This window comes from Streptomyces sp. NPDC024555 (assembly GCF_055559335.1).
Map to the genome: position 1 here is coordinate 164426 of NZ_JBVHKV010000010.1, position 17224 is coordinate 181649.

General features: G+C 73.2%; 13 protein-coding genes. 6 read left to right on the forward strand and 7 right to left on the reverse strand.

Going from position 1 to position 17224, the window contains the following annotated elements:
• Nucleotides 1–68: 68 nt before the first annotated feature.
• Both ACZ4FH_RS19105 and ACZ4FH_RS19110 read left to right on the forward strand, forming a co-directional pair.
• Nucleotides 69–740, forward strand: a complete 672-nt coding sequence (locus ACZ4FH_RS19105) for a DUF4232 domain-containing protein (RefSeq protein ID WP_467306014.1) — start codon at nt 69–71, stop codon at nt 738–740.
• 307 nt (nt 741–1047) lie between these two features.
• Nucleotides 1048–2601 carry a pectate lyase family protein gene (locus ACZ4FH_RS19110; RefSeq protein WP_467306016.1) on the forward strand — a complete coding sequence of 518 codons (1554 nt, stop codon included), beginning with the start codon at nt 1048–1050 and terminating at the stop codon, nt 2599–2601.
• 96 nt (nt 2602–2697) lie between these two features.
• Here ACZ4FH_RS19110 and helR read toward each other — a convergent pair whose 3' ends face one another.
• Nucleotides 2698–4848 (reverse strand): RNA polymerase recycling motor ATPase HelR, encoded by a 2151-nt coding sequence (gene helR / locus ACZ4FH_RS19115; protein WP_467306017.1) that lies wholly within the window; start codon nt 4846–4848, stop codon nt 2698–2700.
• A 205-nt stretch (nt 4849–5053) separates the two neighbouring features.
• Here helR and ACZ4FH_RS19120 point away from each other — a divergent pair, with 205 nt between their 5' ends.
• Nucleotides 5054–5629, forward strand: a complete 576-nt coding sequence (locus tag ACZ4FH_RS19120) for a DinB family protein (protein WP_467306018.1) — start codon at nt 5054–5056, stop codon at nt 5627–5629.
• Here the strand turns inward: ACZ4FH_RS19120 and ACZ4FH_RS19125 are convergent, their stop codons facing one another.
• The 5 genes from ACZ4FH_RS19125 to ACZ4FH_RS19145 all read right to left on the reverse strand — a co-directional run bounded on the left by ACZ4FH_RS19125 (nt 5630) and on the right by ACZ4FH_RS19145 (nt 9522).
• Nucleotides 5630–6058 (reverse strand): helix-turn-helix domain-containing protein, encoded by a 429-nt coding sequence (locus tag ACZ4FH_RS19125; RefSeq protein ID WP_467306019.1) that lies wholly within the window; start codon nt 6056–6058, stop codon nt 5630–5632.
• A 36-nt stretch (nt 6059–6094) separates the two neighbouring features.
• Nucleotides 6095–6505 (reverse strand): VOC family protein, encoded by a 411-nt coding sequence (locus tag ACZ4FH_RS19130; RefSeq protein WP_467306021.1) that lies wholly within the window; start codon nt 6503–6505, stop codon nt 6095–6097.
• Nucleotides 6506–6588: 83 nt separating this feature from the next.
• Nucleotides 6589–7392 (reverse strand): methyltransferase domain-containing protein, encoded by an 804-nt coding sequence (locus tag ACZ4FH_RS19135; RefSeq protein WP_467306022.1) that lies wholly within the window; start codon nt 7390–7392, stop codon nt 6589–6591.
• Nucleotides 7393–7410: 18 nt separating this feature from the next.
• Nucleotides 7411–8631 carry an FAD-dependent monooxygenase gene (locus ACZ4FH_RS19140; RefSeq protein WP_467306023.1) on the reverse strand — a complete coding sequence of 407 codons (1221 nt, stop codon included), beginning with the start codon at nt 8629–8631 and terminating at the stop codon, nt 7411–7413.
• A gap of 24 nt (nt 8632–8655) precedes the next feature.
• Nucleotides 8656–9522 (reverse strand): alpha/beta fold hydrolase, encoded by an 867-nt coding sequence (locus tag ACZ4FH_RS19145; protein ID WP_467306025.1) that lies wholly within the window; start codon nt 9520–9522, stop codon nt 8656–8658.
• Between the two features lie 78 nt (nt 9523–9600).
• On the opposite strand from ACZ4FH_RS19145, the gene ACZ4FH_RS19150 reads away from it, so the two are divergent.
• From ACZ4FH_RS19150 to ACZ4FH_RS19160, 3 genes are all read left to right on the forward strand, one after another.
• On the forward strand, nt 9601–10461 hold the full coding sequence (locus tag ACZ4FH_RS19150) for a helix-turn-helix domain-containing protein (protein WP_467306027.1): 861 nt from the start codon (nt 9601–9603) through the stop codon (nt 10459–10461).
• Between the two features lie 376 nt (nt 10462–10837).
• A complete protein-coding gene (locus ACZ4FH_RS19155; RefSeq protein ID WP_467306028.1) occupies nt 10838–14239 on the forward strand; it encodes a CARDB domain-containing protein in 3402 nt (1133 codons plus the stop codon).
• A 105-nt stretch (nt 14240–14344) separates the two neighbouring features.
• The gene (locus ACZ4FH_RS19160) at nt 14345–16372 is read left to right on the forward strand and encodes a prolyl oligopeptidase family serine peptidase (RefSeq protein WP_467306029.1); all 2028 of its coding nucleotides are present in this window, start codon (nt 14345–14347) and stop codon (nt 16370–16372) included.
• A gap of 4 nt (nt 16373–16376) precedes the next feature.
• On the opposite strand, the gene ACZ4FH_RS19165 is transcribed toward ACZ4FH_RS19160, so the two are convergent.
• Complete coding sequence (locus ACZ4FH_RS19165) at nt 16377–17084, reverse strand: hypothetical protein (RefSeq protein WP_467306030.1); 708 nt, start codon at nt 17082–17084, stop codon at nt 16377–16379.
• Nucleotides 17085–17224: the final 140 nt, after the last annotated feature.

Genomic DNA, 17224 nt, shown 5'->3' on the forward strand with positions numbered 1-17224 from the left:
CCGCCCGGACGGGGTTCCGGCGGACGGGAAAAGGGTTCGCGGGGCGCCGGACCGAGCAGGCGAGAGGCATGAGCCTTCTCGCGCGCACCACACCCCCACGGCACGGCCGCCTGATGCTCCCCCTCGCCGCCGTCGCCCTCGCCCTGCTCGTGACCGGGTGCGACGGATCGTCCGGCCCGGCCGCGTCCTCCGGCACCGCGCCCGCCGCCACCGGCGCCGTCCAGCCGTCCGACCCGTCCGATCCCTCCTCGTCCCCGGCCCCGGACACGTCCGCGCCCCCACGGCGGACGACGGCGCCCGCGTCCCCCGGATCCGCCGCCGCTTCGAGTCCGGCGCCGGGCCCCGCACGCTGTACGGCCGAAGGGCTCGCCATGCGCCTGGGGCGGCCCGACGCGGGCGCCGGCCAGGTCCACTACCGGCTGACCTTCACCAACCGGACCGGCGCCGCGTGCACCCTGCGCGGTTTCCCGGGGGTCTCGCTCATCAAGCGGGACGGCGCGATGATCGGCGTGCCCGCCGCGCGCGAGGGCGGCACGCACCAGGTGCGGGTGATCCCGCCGGGCCGGAGCGCGTCCGTCGTCCTCCACACGGTGAACCAGGGCATCGAGCCCTCCGGCTGCTGGGACGCACCCGACTATCTGAGGGTGTACCCGCCCGGTTCGCGGGAGGCGCTGACCCTGCGCACCGCGCTGCCCCGCATCTGCGGCGACCGCTTCACGACGACCGCGGTCGACAGTTGATCGCTGACGTCGGGTCCCTCGTATAGAACGCGCTTGCTGTCCGATCCGAGGTGGCTCCCGGGGTTGGTCCATGGCCCCGGGAGCCCACTGTCGACGATGCGTCCGGTGCGTAACTCGGGAAAATATAGGGCAGTTGAGGTCACACCCGCACCCCGTCGCGTACGGGAAGTGTCGGGAGTATTGCCAGCCTGTTGAGCGTCGCCCTATTCTCCGAACCAGAAAGCGCTTTCCATATCAACGGCTATGGATGACAGGTGCATGTCATTCAGGGTGACGGGGCTCCGAGGATCGACAGGGAGACATGGACATGAAGAGACGAGTCGCGCTGCGTCTGTACGCGGCGGTGGCCACGGCCGCGCTGGCCGCCGGGGCCGGGGCCGTGGTGGCGATGCCCTCGGCGTCCGCCGCCACCGGCGGAGCCACCGGCTACGCGAGCCAGAACGGCGGGACGACCGGAGGTGCGGGCGGACAGACCGTCAAGGCCACCACCGGCACCGCGATCCACCAGGCGCTGTGCAGCCGCGCCAGCAGCAGCACCCCGATCATCATCCAGGTCGAGGGCACCATCAACCACGGCAACACCGAGAAGGTCTCGGGGGACAGCTGCAACACGGCGGCGGGGGTGATCGAGCTCAAGCAGATCAGCAACGTCACGATCGTCGGCGTCGGCAGCGGTGCGGTCTTCGACCAGCTCGGCATCCACATCCGCCAGTCCAGCAACATCATCATCCAGAACGTGACCGTGCGGAACGTCAAGAAGTCGGGCTCGCCGACCTCCAACGGAGGCGACGCGATCGGCATGGAGAGCGACGTCCGCAACGTCTGGGTCGACCACGCGAGCCTGGAGGCCTCCGGCGGCGAGGACGACGGCTTCGACGGCCTCTTCGACATGAAGGACAACACGCAGTACGTCACGCTGTCGTACAGCACCCTGCGCAACTCCGGCCGCGGCGGGCTCATCGGGTCGAGCGAGACCCAGCTGGACAACGGCTATGTGACGTTCCACCACAACCTGTACGAGAACGTCGACTCCCGCACACCCCTGCTGCGCGGCGGCATCGCGCACATCTACGACAACTACTACGTGAAGCTCAACAAATCCGGGATCAACTCCCGGGCCGGCGCGCACGCGAAGGTGGAGAACAACTACTTCAAGGACTCCAAGGACGTCCTGGGCACCTTCTACACCGACACGACCGGCTACTGGCAGGTCGGCGGCAACATCTTCGACAACGTGACCTGGTCCGCCCCCGGGACCGAGAACCACCCGGCCGGTCCGAACCCCCAGTCGAACACCACCGTCAGCATCCCCTACGCCTACAGCATGGACGCGGCGTCCTGCGTGCCCGGCATCGTGACCCAGACGGCGGGCGCCAACAAGGGGCTGAAGGTCTCCGACGGCAACTGCTCGACGCAGACGCCGACCCCGGACCCGACCGACCCGACGCCCGACCCGACCGATCCCACGCCCGACCCGACCGACCCGACCGACCCGACCGGCACCAACCTCAGCCTCGGCGCCGGCGCCGACGGATCGAGCAAGGCGTCCGGCACCAGCTACGGCAACGTCCGGGACGGCGATCTGAACACCTACTGGTCGCCCACCGGCACCACCGGTTCCATCTCGGTCAAGTGGGGCACCGCGACCTCCGTCTCCTCCGTGCGGATCCGCGAGGCCTCCGGCGCCACGGGCGTCGTCGGCAGCTGGCGGGTGCTCAACGGCGACACCGGGTCCGTACTGGCCTCCGGCAGCGGCGCGGGCACCGTCACCGTGCCCACGACCTCGCTGCGCAAGATCACCTTCGAGATCACCGGTGCCACCGGGACCCCGAGGATCGCCGAGTTCGAGACCTACGCCTGACCGTCCCGCGCGCCCGCTGCCGGGCCGGACCCCGTGTCCGGCCCGGCAGCGGCCGTGGCGGCAGCCGGTGCCGGTCACCGGGGGCGCCGGCCGGGTTCAGGAACGGGTCAGGACGACCAGACGCCGGGTCGCCCGGGTCATCGCGACATAGCGGTCGACCCCGCCCGCCACGCCGCCGCCGAAGGACTCCGGATCGACCAGGACGACCAGGTCGAATTCGAGCCCCTTCGACAGCGCGGGCGTCAGGGCACGGACCCGGGCCGTCTCCCGGAACGTCGGATCCCCGATGACGCAGGCGGTGCCCTCCGCGTGTGCGGACAGCCACGCGTCGAGGATCGGCTCCAGCTCCCCGACGTGCCCGTGGGTGACGGGAACGCCTCCGCTGCGGATCGACGTCGGCACGTTGGCGTCCGGGAGCACCGCGCGGACGACCGGCTCCGCCTCGGCCATGATCTCGCGCGGGGTCCGGTAGTTGACGGTGAGCGAGGCGCGGCTGACGCGGTCGAGGCCGACCCGCTCCAGCCGCTCCTCCCAGGACTCCGGGAAGCCGTCCCTGGCCTGGGCCCGGTCGCCGACCACGGTGAAGCTCCGCGACGGGCAGCGCACCAGCAGCATCTGCCACTGGGCGTCGGTCAGTTCCTGCGCCTCGTCCACCACCACGTGCGCGAACGGCCCCGCCAGCGGATCCGCCGTCCCCTCGTCCGGCACCGAACCGTCGGCCAGGGTGTCCCTGAGGTCCTGGCCCCGCAGCATCGTGACCGCGCCCTCCCCGTCCGCGTCGGCCTCCAGCAGGTCGTCGACGACCCGGGTCATCCGCGCGCGCTCCGCGGCGACGGCCGCGCGGTGGCGCCGCCCCCGGCGCGAGGCCTCCGGATCGCCGAGCCGCTGGCGTGCCGCGTCCAGGAACGGCAGATCGGCGACCGTCCACGCGCCGCCCGCCGGACGCCGCAGCCGGGCCGCGTCCTCGCGGTCCAGCCAGGGCGCGCAGAGACGCAGATAGGCGGGGACCGACCAGAGATCCCCGACCAGATCGGCCGGCTCGATCAGCGGCCACGCGCCGTCGAACGCGGCGAGCAGCTCCCGGTCGCCGCGCAGCGCGTCCCGCAGCCGCTCCTCGGGGACCTCGCCGCCGTGCCGGTCGGCGAGGATCGAGACCAGCTCCTCCAGGACCTGGTCACGCGCCTCGTTGTGGGGGACTCCGGGGGCGGAGGAGAAGGCCGCCGCCCAGTCGCCGGCGGTCAGCGCGACCTCGGACCACGGGGTCGTGACCGTCATCGGCGCGGTGGGCGGCTCCTCGTAGAACCGGACCGCGGCCTCGACGGCCCCGACCAGACGCGCGGACGCCTTGAGCCGGGCCGCCACCGGATCGCTCTCGGCCACCGCCGAGGCCCCCTCGGGCACCAGGTCGCGCAGGGTGCAGGTGCGGACACCGTCCTCCCCGAGGCCGGGCAGGATGTCGGCCACGTACCCCAGGTAGGGCTCGTGCGGGCCGACGAACAGCACCCCGCCGCCGCGCCGCCCCAGACGGGGATCGGCGTACAGCAGATACGCCGAGCGGTGCAGGGCGACGACGGTCTTGCCCGTGCCGGGGCCGCCGTCGACGACGAGCGTGCCCCGTGAACCGGCACGGATGACGGCGTCCTGGTCCGCCTGGATGGTGCCGAGGACGTCGCGCATCCGCTCGGACCGGTTCCCGCCCAGACTGGCGATGAACGCCGACTGGTCGTCGAGCGCGGCGTGCGGGGCGATGCCGCCGGGCGTGAACACCTCGTCCCAGAAGTCGACGACGCGGTCGCCGTCCCAGCGGTAGCGGCGGCGGCTCGCCAGCCCCATCGGCCGCGCGTGCGTGGCCCCGAAGAAGGGTTCGGCGGCGGGGGAGCGCCAGTCGAGCAGCAGCCGCCGTCCGGCGCGGTCGGTGAGCCCGAGCCGTCCCACGTACAGCGTCCCGGTGCCGTCCGCGCCGACCATCCGGCCGAGGCACAGATCGCGGCCGAAGCGCCGCAGGGTGCGCAGCCGGGCGGTGAGCCGGTGGATCTCGACGTCGCGGTCCATGGCCTGCCGTCCCACCCCGCCCGGCGACCTGCGGGCGGCGTCCAGGCGGTCCGAGAGTTCGGCGATCGACTCCTCCAGGCAGGCGGCGACGGCGGCGAGGTGCCGTTCGTCGTCCGCGATCAGCGCCGGGTCGTTCTTGGCCGCGAGCCGTGCCGGCAGAGCGAACGCGCCGGTGGTCGCAGAGGTGGGTGTCATCCGCTGTGCATCTCCCGATTCGATGGGCTTCAGGGCCTGGACCAGGGATTCTGCGGGAGAAGGGGGGCCTTGCCGCAAGCCCCCCGGTGCGCTATAAGTTAAGAGTGGCAAGAGGTGGCGGAGCCCCCTTGCCGAACTCCTCGCCTTCTCGCTCCACTTCCCCGTTCCCCCTTCCGGGCGCTCTCCGGCGGGGATGATGACGGGCATGAGCCCTTCGAGCAGACGCGCGGAACTCTTCCTCCCCGGCGGTACCGACTCCGCCGCGAACGGCGGAGCCGACGCGCGATTCACCGGATCCGGGATCTGCGACGAGCGCCGCATGCTGCGCGACTTCCTGGACGACCAGCGCCGGACCCTGGAGCTGAAGTGCTCGGGTCTGGACGGCCGGCTGGCCCTCCGCGCCGTCGAACCGTCCACGCTCTCGCTGCTCGGTCTGCTCCGGCATCTGGCGGACGTGGAACGCCGCTGGTTCCGGCGGGTCCTGGCCGGGGAGGACGCCCCGCCGCTTTACACCACCGAGCAGGACCCCGACGGCGACTTCGACGTACGCGACGCGGGTCCCGGCGCCGTCGCCGCGGCCCGGCGGGACTGGCACGCCGAGGTCGCCTTCGCCGACCGCTTCACCGAGAGGGCCCCGGACCTGGACGTCCGGGGACACGACGCCTGGCGCGGCACGGTGTCGCTGCGCTGGGTGCTCATCCACATGATCGAGGAGTACGCCCGGCACAACGGCCACGCGGATCTGCTGCGGGAGAGGATCGACGGGGCCCGGGGGCTGTGATCAGCCGGCCCGGACACCCCGGCGCACGCCCTGGGCGGGGACCCCGGCCGCCGGGCATCCGCCGGTCCGCCGCCGGTAGTCGCCCGGAGACATCCCGACGCGCGCGGTGAAGTGCCGCTCGAAGACGCGCGGGGACGGGCAGCCGACCCTGCGCCGGACCTCCTCCACACCCAGGTCGGTGCGGTGCAGCAGCACACGCGCCCGCTCGACACGACGAGCCATCAGATACGCGTACGGCGAGGAGCCGTAGGCGCGCCGGAACTCCCGGCCCAGCAGCCCGGCCGGCAGGCCCGCCGCGCGCGCGAGCGCCTCGACGTCCAGCGGCCGGGCGTACTCCCGGTCCAACCGGTCGCGCACGGGCCGCAGCCGGGCCAGTTCCTGCAGACGCAGCGCCGCCAGACGGGCGCGCCTCCACGCGGGGTGACACATGGGCTCTCCGTTTCCTCAAGGGGCCGTGCCCGCGGGTCAGCGCACTTCCTGGATGCGGACCAGATTGCCCGCGGGGTCCCGGAACGCGCAGTCGCGGATTCCGTACGGCTGGTCCGTGGGCTCCTGGACGATCTCGCCGCCGCCGTCGCGCACCTTCGCGAAGGCCGCGTCGAGGTCCGGGGCGGCCAGCAGGATCCAGCCGTACGTCCCCTTCGCCATCATCTCCGTGATGGTGCGGCGCTCGTCCTCGGTGACCCCGGGGTCGGCGGCGGGCGGTGCCAGCAGCAGGGAGGTGCCGGGGCTGCCGGCCGGGCCGACCGTGATCCAGCGCATCCGGCCCTGTCCGACGTCGCTGCGGACCTCGAAGCCGAGGACGTCGCGGTAGAAGGCCACGGACGCGTCCGGGTCGTCGTGCGGCAGGAAGCTGGTGTGAATGCTGATGTCCATGGCGATCATGCTAGGTCCGGCCCGCGGCCCGCCGCTTCTCGATTCCTGACCGAACCTCCCGTCGCCCTCGCGGTGTTGCCGCGTTACGGGCGGCGGCCCCAGGCCGAGACCATCGGGGCGGTGGCGAGGTCGAGGCGGCCCGTCGCCACGCTCGCCAGATGCCGGTCGATCTCCTCGTCCGTGGCGAGCCCCTCCGCCACCAGCAGTCCCCGGATCTGCCGCACGGTCGCCGCCTCCAGGACCGTGCACGCCGGGGAGGCGACCGGGAAGTACGCGTCGGCCTCGACGTCCTCCAGCCCGGCCTCGCGCAGCAGCCTCGGCAGCGTCCTCCCGTACGCGAGATCGGCGCCGCGCCCCGCCATCAGCGTCCGGAAGCCGGAGCGCAGCCGGTTGGCGAGCCGCTGCTCGGGCCCCGACTCGTCCGGGCACAGCAGCGGCTGGAGCCCCGGGTCGGCGTCCTCCAGAAGCAGCCGGCCCCCCGGCCTCAGCGCCCCGACCATCCGGCGCAGCGCCTCGGCCCGGTCCGTGACGTGGACCAGGACCAGCCGGGCGTGCACGAGGTCGAAGCCGCCCGGGGGCGGCGGGTCCGCCGCCACGTCGTGGCGCAGCACCTCGACCACCCCGTCCGCGGACCCCCGTGTCCAGGACACGTCGATGTCGGTCGCGACCACGGAGCCCGTGGGGCCGACCCGCTCGGCGAGCCCCAGCGGCACGGAGAGCGATCCGGCGCCGACCTCCCAGCACCGCATGCCCGTGGTGATCCCGAGCCGGTCGACGTGCCGGAACGTCACCGGGTCGAACAACTTGCTGAGCGCCCCGAAGCGGATCCCCGCCTCGGACTGCCGGTTGTCCAGCAGATAGCCCTGGTCCGCCGTGTGATCAGCCATGACGCCATCGTGGCACGGTCAGCCCCGGGCGAACCGCGCGGGCGCGGCCGGGGCGGCGACGGCCACCCGGTCCCACAGCCGCCCGCTCCCGGTCGTGAGCCGGACGAGCGCCCTGGCGGGGCGCGGGGGCAGGGACGAGATCAGCCGCGCGCCCCGGGCCAGCCCCCAGACCCCCGCCCGGGAGGCCGGTACCAGCGTCTTCGCCGCGCTGAGCGCCGACGCCCGGCTGCCCCGCACCGGCTCCGCCATGATCCGCTCGTACGCGGGAAAGGCACGTTCGTGGTCGCCGTCCGCCCGTGCCAGCTCCCCGGCCAGTACGTACGCGCCGAGGACGGCGAGGGTGGTGCTCCCGCCGACCGCCGGGCCGGGGGAGTAGCCCGCGTCGCCGACGAGCGTGACCCGGCCCCGCGACCAGGTGTCCATCCGCAGCTGGCTGATCGCGTCGAAGTAGAACGCCGGGGTGCCGTCGAGCGCGTCGAGCCAGCCGTCCACCCGGGGATGCAGCCCCGCGAACGCCTCGCGCAGCAGCTCCTTCTGCCGGGGCACGTCGTGAGGTCCGCACGCGTGCGGGTCCAGTCCCCGGAACAGGAACAGCGCCCGCGCGTCGGGCAGATGACGGGCCCGGTACATGCCGACGGTCCGGCCCACCCCGACATGCATGAGCAGTTCCCCGTCGGTGCCGGGGTCGTCGGGCAGGCTCGCCACCGCGAAGTGGGCGCCGATGAACTCGGTGCGGCGGGCGGACGCGTCGAAGGCCAGCCGGCGCACGACGGAGTGCAGCCCGTCCGCGCCGACGACGAGGTCGAAGCGGCGCGGAGCGCCCTTCTCGAACCGCACCTCGCCGTCGGGCGACAGGGCGGTGACCGTGTCGTCGAAGACGTACTCGACGTCGTCGCGCGTGGTGGCGCGGTAGATCTCGGTGAGGTCGTCGCGCATGATCTCGACGTGCCGCCGCGACACCGCGCCGAAGAGGTGCGAGAGATCGGCCCGGACCGGTCCGCGGGCCCCTTCGGGGTGGACCGTCATCCGGGTGGTGCCGGTGGCCCGCTCCTCGATCAGGTCCAGCACCCCCATGTGCTCCGAGATGTCCACGGCCGGCCGGAACAGGTCGACCGCGTGACCGCCCGTCCGGCGCGGGGCCGGGGCGCGTTCGACGACGGTGACCTCGAAGCCGTAGCGGATGAGCCAGTGGGCCAGTACGGGACCGGCCACACCGGCGCCCGAGACGAGAATCCGCATGACGCCCGTCCTCCTTCGTGTCGTTCAGTCCCGCCGCGAGGCGTGGAGCGCGGTGAAGCCCAGCAGGGGTGCGGCGGTCCGGGCGGGGTCCTCCATCAGCGGCGAGTGACCGAGACCGGGCAGCATGACGATCTCGGCGCCCTCGACGGCCCGGTAGTCGGCGGCGGACGAGGAGCGCCAGCGGCGGTCGTCCTCGCCGAAGAGGACCAGGAGCGGGACGCCGAGGTCCTTCAGCCGGTCCGGCAGGGTGCGCTCGGCCAGATAGGCGCGGGTGGCCCCGGTCGTCGTGGTCAGCGCGTGCAGGGTCATCCCGCGCACGTCGTCCAGGAGTTCGTCCGGGAAGACGTACCCCTCCCGGCTGAAGCCCGTGCCCGCGAACTCCCGCAGCTGCGCGTCGGACGGCGGCCACGCGGTGAGGCCGATGGCCGCCGCCTGCGGGGAGGCGATGAACGCGCCCAGGGACGGCCCGGTGTTGATCAGGACCAGCGCGTCGACCAGCCCGGGGCGCTCCTCGGCGAGCGCGGTGGCGACCACGCCTCCGCTGGAGTGCCCCACGACCACGGCCCGCTCGATGCCGAGCCGGTCCAGGACCTCCCCGGCCGACCGGGCCTGATCCGGCAGGGCGTAGTCCGCGTCGGCCGGCTTCGCCGACCGTCCGTGCCCGAGCAGATCGAGCCGGACGACGTGGTGGTGCGCGGTCAGCAGGGGCACGAGCGCGTCCCACGAGCGGACCGAGGAGGCCGTGCCGTGCAGGAGGAGGAGTGCGGGCAGCTCGCGCGGGCCGTCCCGCCGGACGTGCAGCTCGCCCCCGGCCGAGGCCAGGGTGAGGAGTTCGGTGGCCCCGGTGGCGGGGGCGTCCGTGGTGTGCGGTGCGGTGGAGGAATCCGTCATGGCACCCAGCCTCGCCCCCGTGCCCCGGCGCGGTATTGGACGAATGTTCCCCCTGCGCGCCGCGCGTAGCATGGAGGCATGCCGACGTTCGAGCACGGTGCGGCGGTGTGGGACGTGGCCGCCCCGCACCGGCCCAGCGCGGTGCCCGGTCTGACGATGGCCGGGTTCGGTGTCCGCGAACTGGACCGCCTCCGTATGGTTCCGCACCCCGCCGTGACGCTGCTCCTGGAGTTCGGGCGCGGGGCGCCGGTCCTCGACGGCGCGGGCGGCCCCCGCAGCGGCAGCCTGGTCGCCGGCGCCGGTCTGGGGGCGGGGGGCGCCGTCGTGGCGCGGGGACAGGACGTGGAGTGCGTCCAGGTCCGGCTCTCCCCGGTGACCGCCCGAGCGATCCTCGGCGTCTCGCCCGCCGAACTGGACGGTGCCGTGGTGCCGTTGGCCGGCATCTGGGGCCCGGAAGCGGCCAGGATCCGTGAACGGCTCGCCGACGTCCCTCTCTGGGACGCCCGGTTCGCCCTGGTCGACGCGCTGCTCGCCCGGCGGTACGCGGCCGGGCCGCCGGTGGACCCGGAAGTCGCCCTGGCCTGGCACCGGATCGTCACCGCGCGGGGCCCGGTCCGCGTCGACCGGCTCGCGGACGAGGCCGGCTGGAGCCGCAAGCGGCTGTGGTCCCGCTTCCGTTCGCAGCTCGGCCTGGCGCCCAAGCAGGCGGTGAAGCTGGTCCGCTTCGACCGTGCCGCACACCGCCTGGTCGCCGGGGAGGACGCGGCGCGGGTCGCGGCCGACACCGGCTACGCCGACCAGTCGCATCTGCACCGGGACGTCCGGGAGTTCACCGGGACGACGCCCGCCGCCGTGGCGCGCGAGCCGTTCCTCGCGGTCGACGATCTCGCGTGGCCGGGCCGGACGGCGTCGACTCCTCCGGGCGCGCCGCGCCGCTGACCCGGGCCGGACCGCGCCGGCAGCGGCACTGGTCAGCGCCGTACTCCTCGGTCCGGCAAGGGAGTTCGCCGTGTCCCGGGGGCGGGGAGCGGCCGGGGTTCCGCTGCGGGAACCGTTGACAAAACAGTGACCTCCTAGAAACCTGTCACCGCAACGCCGCAAAAAATTAACCAGATCACTCAAAAATCCAAGCAAGGTGCGAGAGTTCCCGGCGGTCGGCTGCTTTCCCGTCCGCCGGTGTTCCCCGATCGCCCCCCATCGGCGACCGGCGGCCCGTACCCGGTCGCCCCCGCCCGCACGACGCCGGAGCGCGTCGCGCGGCCGGTGACGGCTGCCCGCGCCCCGGTCCCGCGGCCCCACGGAACAAGAGGACAGCATGAGATGGAAGCAACGCGCCCAGCAACTGGCGGCAGCCGCGGTGACCGCCGCGCTGATGACCCTCGGGCTCGTCCCCGCCGCCGCCTCGTCGGCTGAACAGCCCGCCCCGGACCTGGCGTTCGGCAAGGCGGTGACCACCGGCGGCGCGCACGGCGCCTATCCGGCGTCGAACGTCACCGACGGCAGCCAGCAGAGCTACTGGGAGGGCTCCGGCGCCTTCCCGCAGTGGATCCGGATCGATCTCGGCGGCCGTTTCGACGTCGACCGGGTCGTGCTGAAACTGCCCGCCACCTGGGAGGCCAGAAGCCAGACCCTGAGCGTGCAGGGCAGCACCGACGGCACCGACTTCAGCACCCTCGCCGACCCGGCCGCCCGGACCTTCGACCCGGCGTCCGGCAACACCGTCACCCTCGGCCTCACCGCCGACGAGGTGCGCTACCTCCGGGTCCGGATCACCGCCAACACCGGCTGGAGCGCCGGTCAGCTCTCCGAGGTGGAGGTCTACGGCCAGGACGCCGGGGACGGCGGCGGACCCTCGCCCGCGGCCGGCTCCGATCTGGCGCTGAACAAGCCCATCGAGGCCACCTCGTCCGTACAGAACTTCGTGGCGTCCCACGCCAACGACGGCCAGGCCGGAACGTACTGGGAGTCCAACGGCTACCCGTCGTCCCTGACCGTGAAGCTCGGCGCCGACGCCGATCTGGAGGCCGTCGTCGTCAAGCTGCCCCCGGACCAGGCCTGGTCCACCCGGACCCAGAGCATCCAGGTGCTCGGCCGGGCCCAGTCGGCCACCGGCTTCACCTCGCTGAAGGACCGCGCCGACTACGTCTTCGACCCCTCGGGCAACGAGAACACCGTCACCGTCCCGGTCGACGGCCGCTACGCGGACGTACGCCTCACCTTCTTCTCCAACACCGGCGCCCCGGGCGGCCAGGTCGCCGGCCTGGAGGTCGTCGGCACCGCCGCGCCCAACCCGGACCTGACCGTCTCCGCACTGTCCTGGTCACCCGCCGCCCCGTCCGAGAAGGACGACATCACGGTGGACGCGACGGTGCGCAACACCGGCACCGCAGCCTCCGCCGCGACCACCGTCGACGTCAGCGTGGAGGGCGTCGTCGCCGGCAGCGCACCGGTCGGCGCGCTCGCCGCGGGCGCCTCCGCCACCGTCCACGTCGCGACCGGCAAGCGGCCCATGGGGGCGTACGCCGTCTCCGCCGCGGTCGACCCCGCCGACACGGTCGTCGAACAGGACAACACCAACAACAGCTTCACCGCCCCCGACCGGCTGAAGGTGTCCCAGAGCCCCGGCCCGGACCTCGAAGTGCTCGGCATCACCTCCAGCCCCTCGAACCCGGCCGTGGGCGCCGCCGTGAGCTTCACCGTCTCCGTGCACAACCGGGGCACCACCGCCGTCGACACCCCGACCGTCACCCGGCTGCTCGTCGCGGACACCACCCTGAACGGCGCCACCGGGACGGTCGCCGCCGGGGCCACCGTCTCCGTGCCCGTCAGCGGGACCTGGACGGCGAAGAGCGGGGGAGCCACCCTCACCGCCACCGCGGACGCCACCGGCCTCGTGGCCGAGACCAACGAGAACAACAACGTCTTCGCCCGGTCCGTCGTCGTCGGCCGAGGGGCGGCCGTCCCGTACACCGAGTACGAGGCCGAGTCCGGTGAGTACCGGGGCACCCTGCTGAAGTCCGACCCGAAGCGCACCTTCGGGCACACCAACTTCGCCACCGAGTCCTCCGGGCGCCAGTCCGTACGGCTGGACTCCACCGGAGAGTTCGTCGAGATCACCTCGACCGTGCCCACGAACTCCCTCGTCGTCCGCAACTCGATCCCCGACGCCCCGGGCGGCGGCGGGAGGGAGGCGACGATCAGCCTGTACGTCAACGGCACCTTCGCCAGGAAGCTGACCCTCTCCTCCAAGCACAGCTGGCTCTACGGGAACACCGACAGCCCGGAGGGGCTGACCAACAGCCCGCAGGCCGACGCCCGCCGGCTCTTCGACGAGTCCCACGCACTGCTCGGACAGGACTACCCGGCCGGGACCACCTTCCGCCTCCAGCGGGACGCGGACGACTCCGCCGCCTTCTACGTCATCGACCTCCTCGACCTGGAACAGGTGGCACCGCCCACCGCCCAGCCGGCCGGATGCACCTCCATCACCGCCTACGGCGCCGTCCCCAACGACGGCATCGACGACACCGACGCCCTCCAGCGCGCGGTGACGGCCAACCAGAACGGCGCGATCAGCTGTGTGTGGATCCCGCCGGGGCAGTGGCGCCAGGAGCAGAAGATCCTCACCGACGACCCGCTGAACCGCGGACCGTACAACCAGGTCGGCATCAGGGACGTCACGATCAAGGGCGCCGGGATGTGGCACTCCCAGCTCTACACCCTCACCCCGCCGCAGGACGCGGGCGGCATCAACCACCCGCACGAGGGCAACTTCGGCTTCGACATCGACGACCACACCACCATCTCCGACCTGGCCATCTTCGGCTCCGGCACCATCCGCGGCGGGGACGGCAACGCCGAGGGCGGGGTGGGCCTCAACGGACGCTTCGGCCAGGACACCAAGATCACCAACGTCTGGCTGGAACACGCCAACGTGGGCGTCTGGGTCGGCCGGGACTACGACAACATCCCCGAACTCTGGGGTCCCGGCGACGGCGTCGAATTCTCCGGCATGCGCATCCGCAACACCTACGCCGACGGCATCAACTTCGCCAACGGCACCCGCAACTCCACCGTATTCAACTCGTCCTTCCGCAACACCGGCGACGACTCGCTCGCCGTCTGGTCCAGCCGGTACGTGAAGAACCCCTCGGTGGACATCGGCCACGACAACCACTTCCGCAACAACACCATCCAGCTGCCCTGGCGCGCCAACGGCATCGCGGTCTACGGCGGCTACGGGAACACCATCGAGAACAACATCGTCTCGGACACCATGAACTACCCCGGCATCATGCTGGCCACCGACCACGACCCGCTGCCCTTCTCCGGACAGACCCTGATCGCGGGCAACGCCCTGTACCGCACGGGCGGCGCGTTCTGGGGCGAGGCGCAGGAGTTCGGCGCCATCACCCTGTTCGCGTCCGGGCAGGACATCCCGGGCGTCACGATCCGTGACACCGAGATCCACGACTCCACCTACGACGGCATCCAGTTCAAGTCGGGCGGCGGATCGGTGCCCGGCGCGCAGATCACTGACGTCCGCATCGAGAACTCCGTCAACGGGTCCGGAATCCTGGCCCAGGGAGGTGCGCGCGGCAGCGCCTCGCTCACCGATGTGACGATCACCGGCTCGGCCGACGGCGACGTCCTCGTCGAACCCGGATCGCAGTTCGTCATCAACGGAGGATCCGCGAAGGCCACCGCCCGGCGGTGACCTCCCCACCGGCGGCGGCCGGTGTCCCGCACACCGCGGGGCACCGGCCGCCGTCCCGTCCCCCGCGGTGTTCCACGGGACCCCACGACCCTGCACAATTCGATGATGATCGACAACGACCCGTACGCGTGGCTGGAAGACATCGAGGGCGAGGCCGCGCTCGCCTGGGTGGCCGAGCGGAACGCCGAGACGGAGGCGGCGCTCACGCGCGGCCCGGAATTCGCCCCGCTGCGGCAGCGGCTCAGAGACGTGCTCGACGCACCCGACCGGATCCGCTACACCGTTCGCCGCGGCCGTCACCTCTACAACTTCTGGCGCGACGCCGACCACCCCCGCGGGCTGTGGCGGCGCACCACCCTGGAGGAGTACCGCACGCCGACGCCCGCGTGGGAGGTCCTGCTCGACATCGACGCGCTCGCCGAGGCGGAGGGCGCCAAGTGGCTCTGGGCCGGGGCCCGGGTCCGCCACCCCGACTTCGGCCGCGCCCTGGTCTGCCTCTCGCGCGACGGGGGAGACGCGGTCGAGGTCCGGGAATTCGACCTGGCCGCCCTCGCCTTCGTGGAGGACGGCTTCCGGCTGCCCGAGGCGAAGACGCGCATCGGCTGGATCGACGAGGACACCGTCTTCGTCGGCACGGACACCGGCCCCGGCTCACTGACCGACTCCGGCTACCCCCGCACCGTACGACGCTGGCGCCGGGGCACTTCACCGGATACGGCGGAGACCGTCTTCGAGGCGGAGAAGGACGATGTGGCCGCGGCCGGCTGGCACGACCCCACGCCCGGTTTCGCCCGCGACTTCGTGTCGCGGTCCACCGACTTCCACCACAGCGAACTCCACCTGCTGACCGGCGAGGGCACGCTCGTCCGCATCGACGTGCCCGCCGACGCCGACGCCTACGCCCACCGCGCGTACCTGATCGTCGCCCCGAAGTCCCCCTGGCTCGGCCACCCCGCCGGATCGCTGCTGGCCTTCGGCTTCGACGCGTTCCTGGCGGGCGACCGCACCGCCCGGGTCCTCTTCACCCCCGACGCGCGTACCGCGCTCGCCGGCCACTCCTGGACCCGCAACCATCTGATCCTGGAGACGATGCACGACGTGAGCACCCGTATCGAGGTGCTGACCCCGACACCGGACGGGCCGTGGACGCGCGAACCGCTCGCGGACGTCCCGGCGCTCTCCGCCGTCTCGGTGACCGACACCGACCCCGATGTCTCCGACGAGTACTTCCTCGACGTCTCCGGCTTCCTCCAGCCCTCCACGCTCCACCGGGGGACGATCGGCGGCCCGACGGAGATCCTGAAGCAGGCCCCGGCCCGCTTCGACACGGCCGGACTGGCGGTGGCGCAGCACTTCGCGACCTCGCAGGACGGCACCCGGGTGCCGTACTTCGTGATCGGCCCCGACCGCACCGCCACCGGACCGGGCCCGGCCCTGCTCCACGGCTACGGAGGCTTCGAGGTCTCCCTCACCCCGTACTACGGCGCGGTCACCGGCCGGGCGTGGCTGGAGCGCGGCGGAAGCCTCGTGATCGCCAACATCCGGGGCGGCGGGGAGTACGGGCCCGCCTGGCACCGGGCCGCCCTGGGCGCCGACCGCCCCCGCGCCTACGAGGACTTCGCCGCGGTCGCCGCCGACCTCGTGGAGCGGGGCATCACCACCCCGGCGATGCTCGGCGCCTCCGGCGGCAGCAACGGCGGCCTGCTGATGGGAGCGATGGTGACCCGATACCCGGAGCTGTTCGGCGCCGTCGTCGCGGACGTCCCGCTGCTGGACATGCTCCGCTTCCACCGGCTGCTCGCCGGCGCGTCCTGGACCGCCGAGTACGGGAACCCCGACGACCCGGCCGACCGGGCCCATCTGGAGGCGCTGTCCCCGTACCACCGGCTGGCCGGGGACCGCACCTACCCGCCGGTGCTGCTGACGACGTCCACCCGGGACGACCGCGTGCACCCCGGCCACGCCCGGAAGGCCGCCGCGCGGCTGCGCGAGCTGGGCCACCGGGTCCTGCTCCACGAGAACACCGGAGGCGGCCACGCCGGCGCCGGCGACAACGCACAGGCCGCCCACAACAAGGCCCTGGCGCACACCTTCCTCTGGCGGCACCTGGCCCCGGCGGACCCCGGCCGGTGACGGGTCAGGGGGCCTTCGGCCACACGTAGAGGCGACCGGTGACCGACATGTCCAGCGTGGAGCCCCGGGCGATGTGGTCGATCAGTGCCATGGACACGGCGCCCCGGTCCGTCACCGAGCAGATCGCCGCGCCCTCCACGAAGCCCCGCTCCGTGGCGTCGTTGCCGTCCGACAGGGAGAGGGCGCCGAGGCCGGTGGCGGACGCGGCGGCGCAGGTGTCGGCGTTCTTCGGCATGTCCTCGCGCAGGATGCCCACCCGGGTGTTGGGCAGGGCGCGCAGCAGGTAGTCGCTGAGACCGCTGCACGAGTCGGGCCAGTAGAGCAGCTCCGCCCCGGCCGGGTCCTTCACGGCGCCGTCGTTCTCCTGCTCGACCCGGCTCGTCCCGTCGTCGAGGTCCACCAGCTGCTGTTCGTGCTGGGTGCAGGGCTGGGGCGCGATGCCCCACATGCCGGTGCGCGCCGTTCCGCGCCCGGCGGGCGGGGTCACGTCCACGCCGTCCGACGCCGAGGGCGACGCGGTCGGCGAGCCCGTGGGCAGCCCGACCGGGGACGTGCTCTCCTCGGGATCCGGCTCCTCGCCGGCGGGGTCCGGCGTGTCGGGCGTCCGGGTGCCGGGCGCCGGAGTGGAAGCGGCGGGCGCGGGCGCCGCGGCGGGCGGGTCCGACCGGTCCTGGCCGTTCCCGACGACCAGCGTGACCACGATGCCGATCACCGGGACGGCGATGGCCCCGACCCACCACTCCCACCTGGACGATCCCGTCCTCGGAGGCCTCGACGGGGGCGGCGGAATGTGCGGAGGAAGGGGTGGCGGCGGTCCGTATCCCCCTGCAGGCGTGCTCATGTACCCCTCGA

What these genes read in the sequence shown, in the direction of transcription:
- ACZ4FH_RS19105 (WP_467306014.1), top strand. Translation starts at nt 69, where the DNA reads ATGAGCCTTCTCGCGCGCACCACACCCCCACGGCACGGCCGCCTGATG.
- ACZ4FH_RS19110 (WP_467306016.1), top strand. Translation starts at nt 1,048, where the DNA reads ATGAAGAGACGAGTCGCGCTGCGTCTGTACGCGGCGGTGGCCACGGCC.
- helR (WP_467306017.1), bottom strand. Translation starts at nt 4,848, where the DNA reads ATGACACCCACCTCTGCGACCACCGGCGCGTTCGCTCTGCCGGCACGG.
- ACZ4FH_RS19120 (WP_467306018.1), top strand. Translation starts at nt 5,054, where the DNA reads ATGAGCCCTTCGAGCAGACGCGCGGAACTCTTCCTCCCCGGCGGTACC.
- ACZ4FH_RS19125 (WP_467306019.1), bottom strand. Translation starts at nt 6,058, where the DNA reads ATGTGTCACCCCGCGTGGAGGCGCGCCCGTCTGGCGGCGCTGCGTCTG.
- ACZ4FH_RS19130 (WP_467306021.1), bottom strand. Translation starts at nt 6,505, where the DNA reads ATGGACATCAGCATTCACACCAGCTTCCTGCCGCACGACGACCCGGAC.
- ACZ4FH_RS19135 (WP_467306022.1), bottom strand. Translation starts at nt 7,392, where the DNA reads ATGGCTGATCACACGGCGGACCAGGGCTATCTGCTGGACAACCGGCAG.
- ACZ4FH_RS19140 (WP_467306023.1), bottom strand. Translation starts at nt 8,631, where the DNA reads ATGCGGATTCTCGTCTCGGGCGCCGGTGTGGCCGGTCCCGTACTGGCC.
- ACZ4FH_RS19145 (WP_467306025.1), bottom strand. Translation starts at nt 9,522, where the DNA reads ATGACGGATTCCTCCACCGCACCGCACACCACGGACGCCCCCGCCACC.
- ACZ4FH_RS19150 (WP_467306027.1), top strand. Translation starts at nt 9,601, where the DNA reads ATGCCGACGTTCGAGCACGGTGCGGCGGTGTGGGACGTGGCCGCCCCG.
- ACZ4FH_RS19155 (WP_467306028.1), top strand. Translation starts at nt 10,838, where the DNA reads ATGAGATGGAAGCAACGCGCCCAGCAACTGGCGGCAGCCGCGGTGACC.
- ACZ4FH_RS19160 (WP_467306029.1), top strand. Translation starts at nt 14,345, where the DNA reads ATGATCGACAACGACCCGTACGCGTGGCTGGAAGACATCGAGGGCGAG.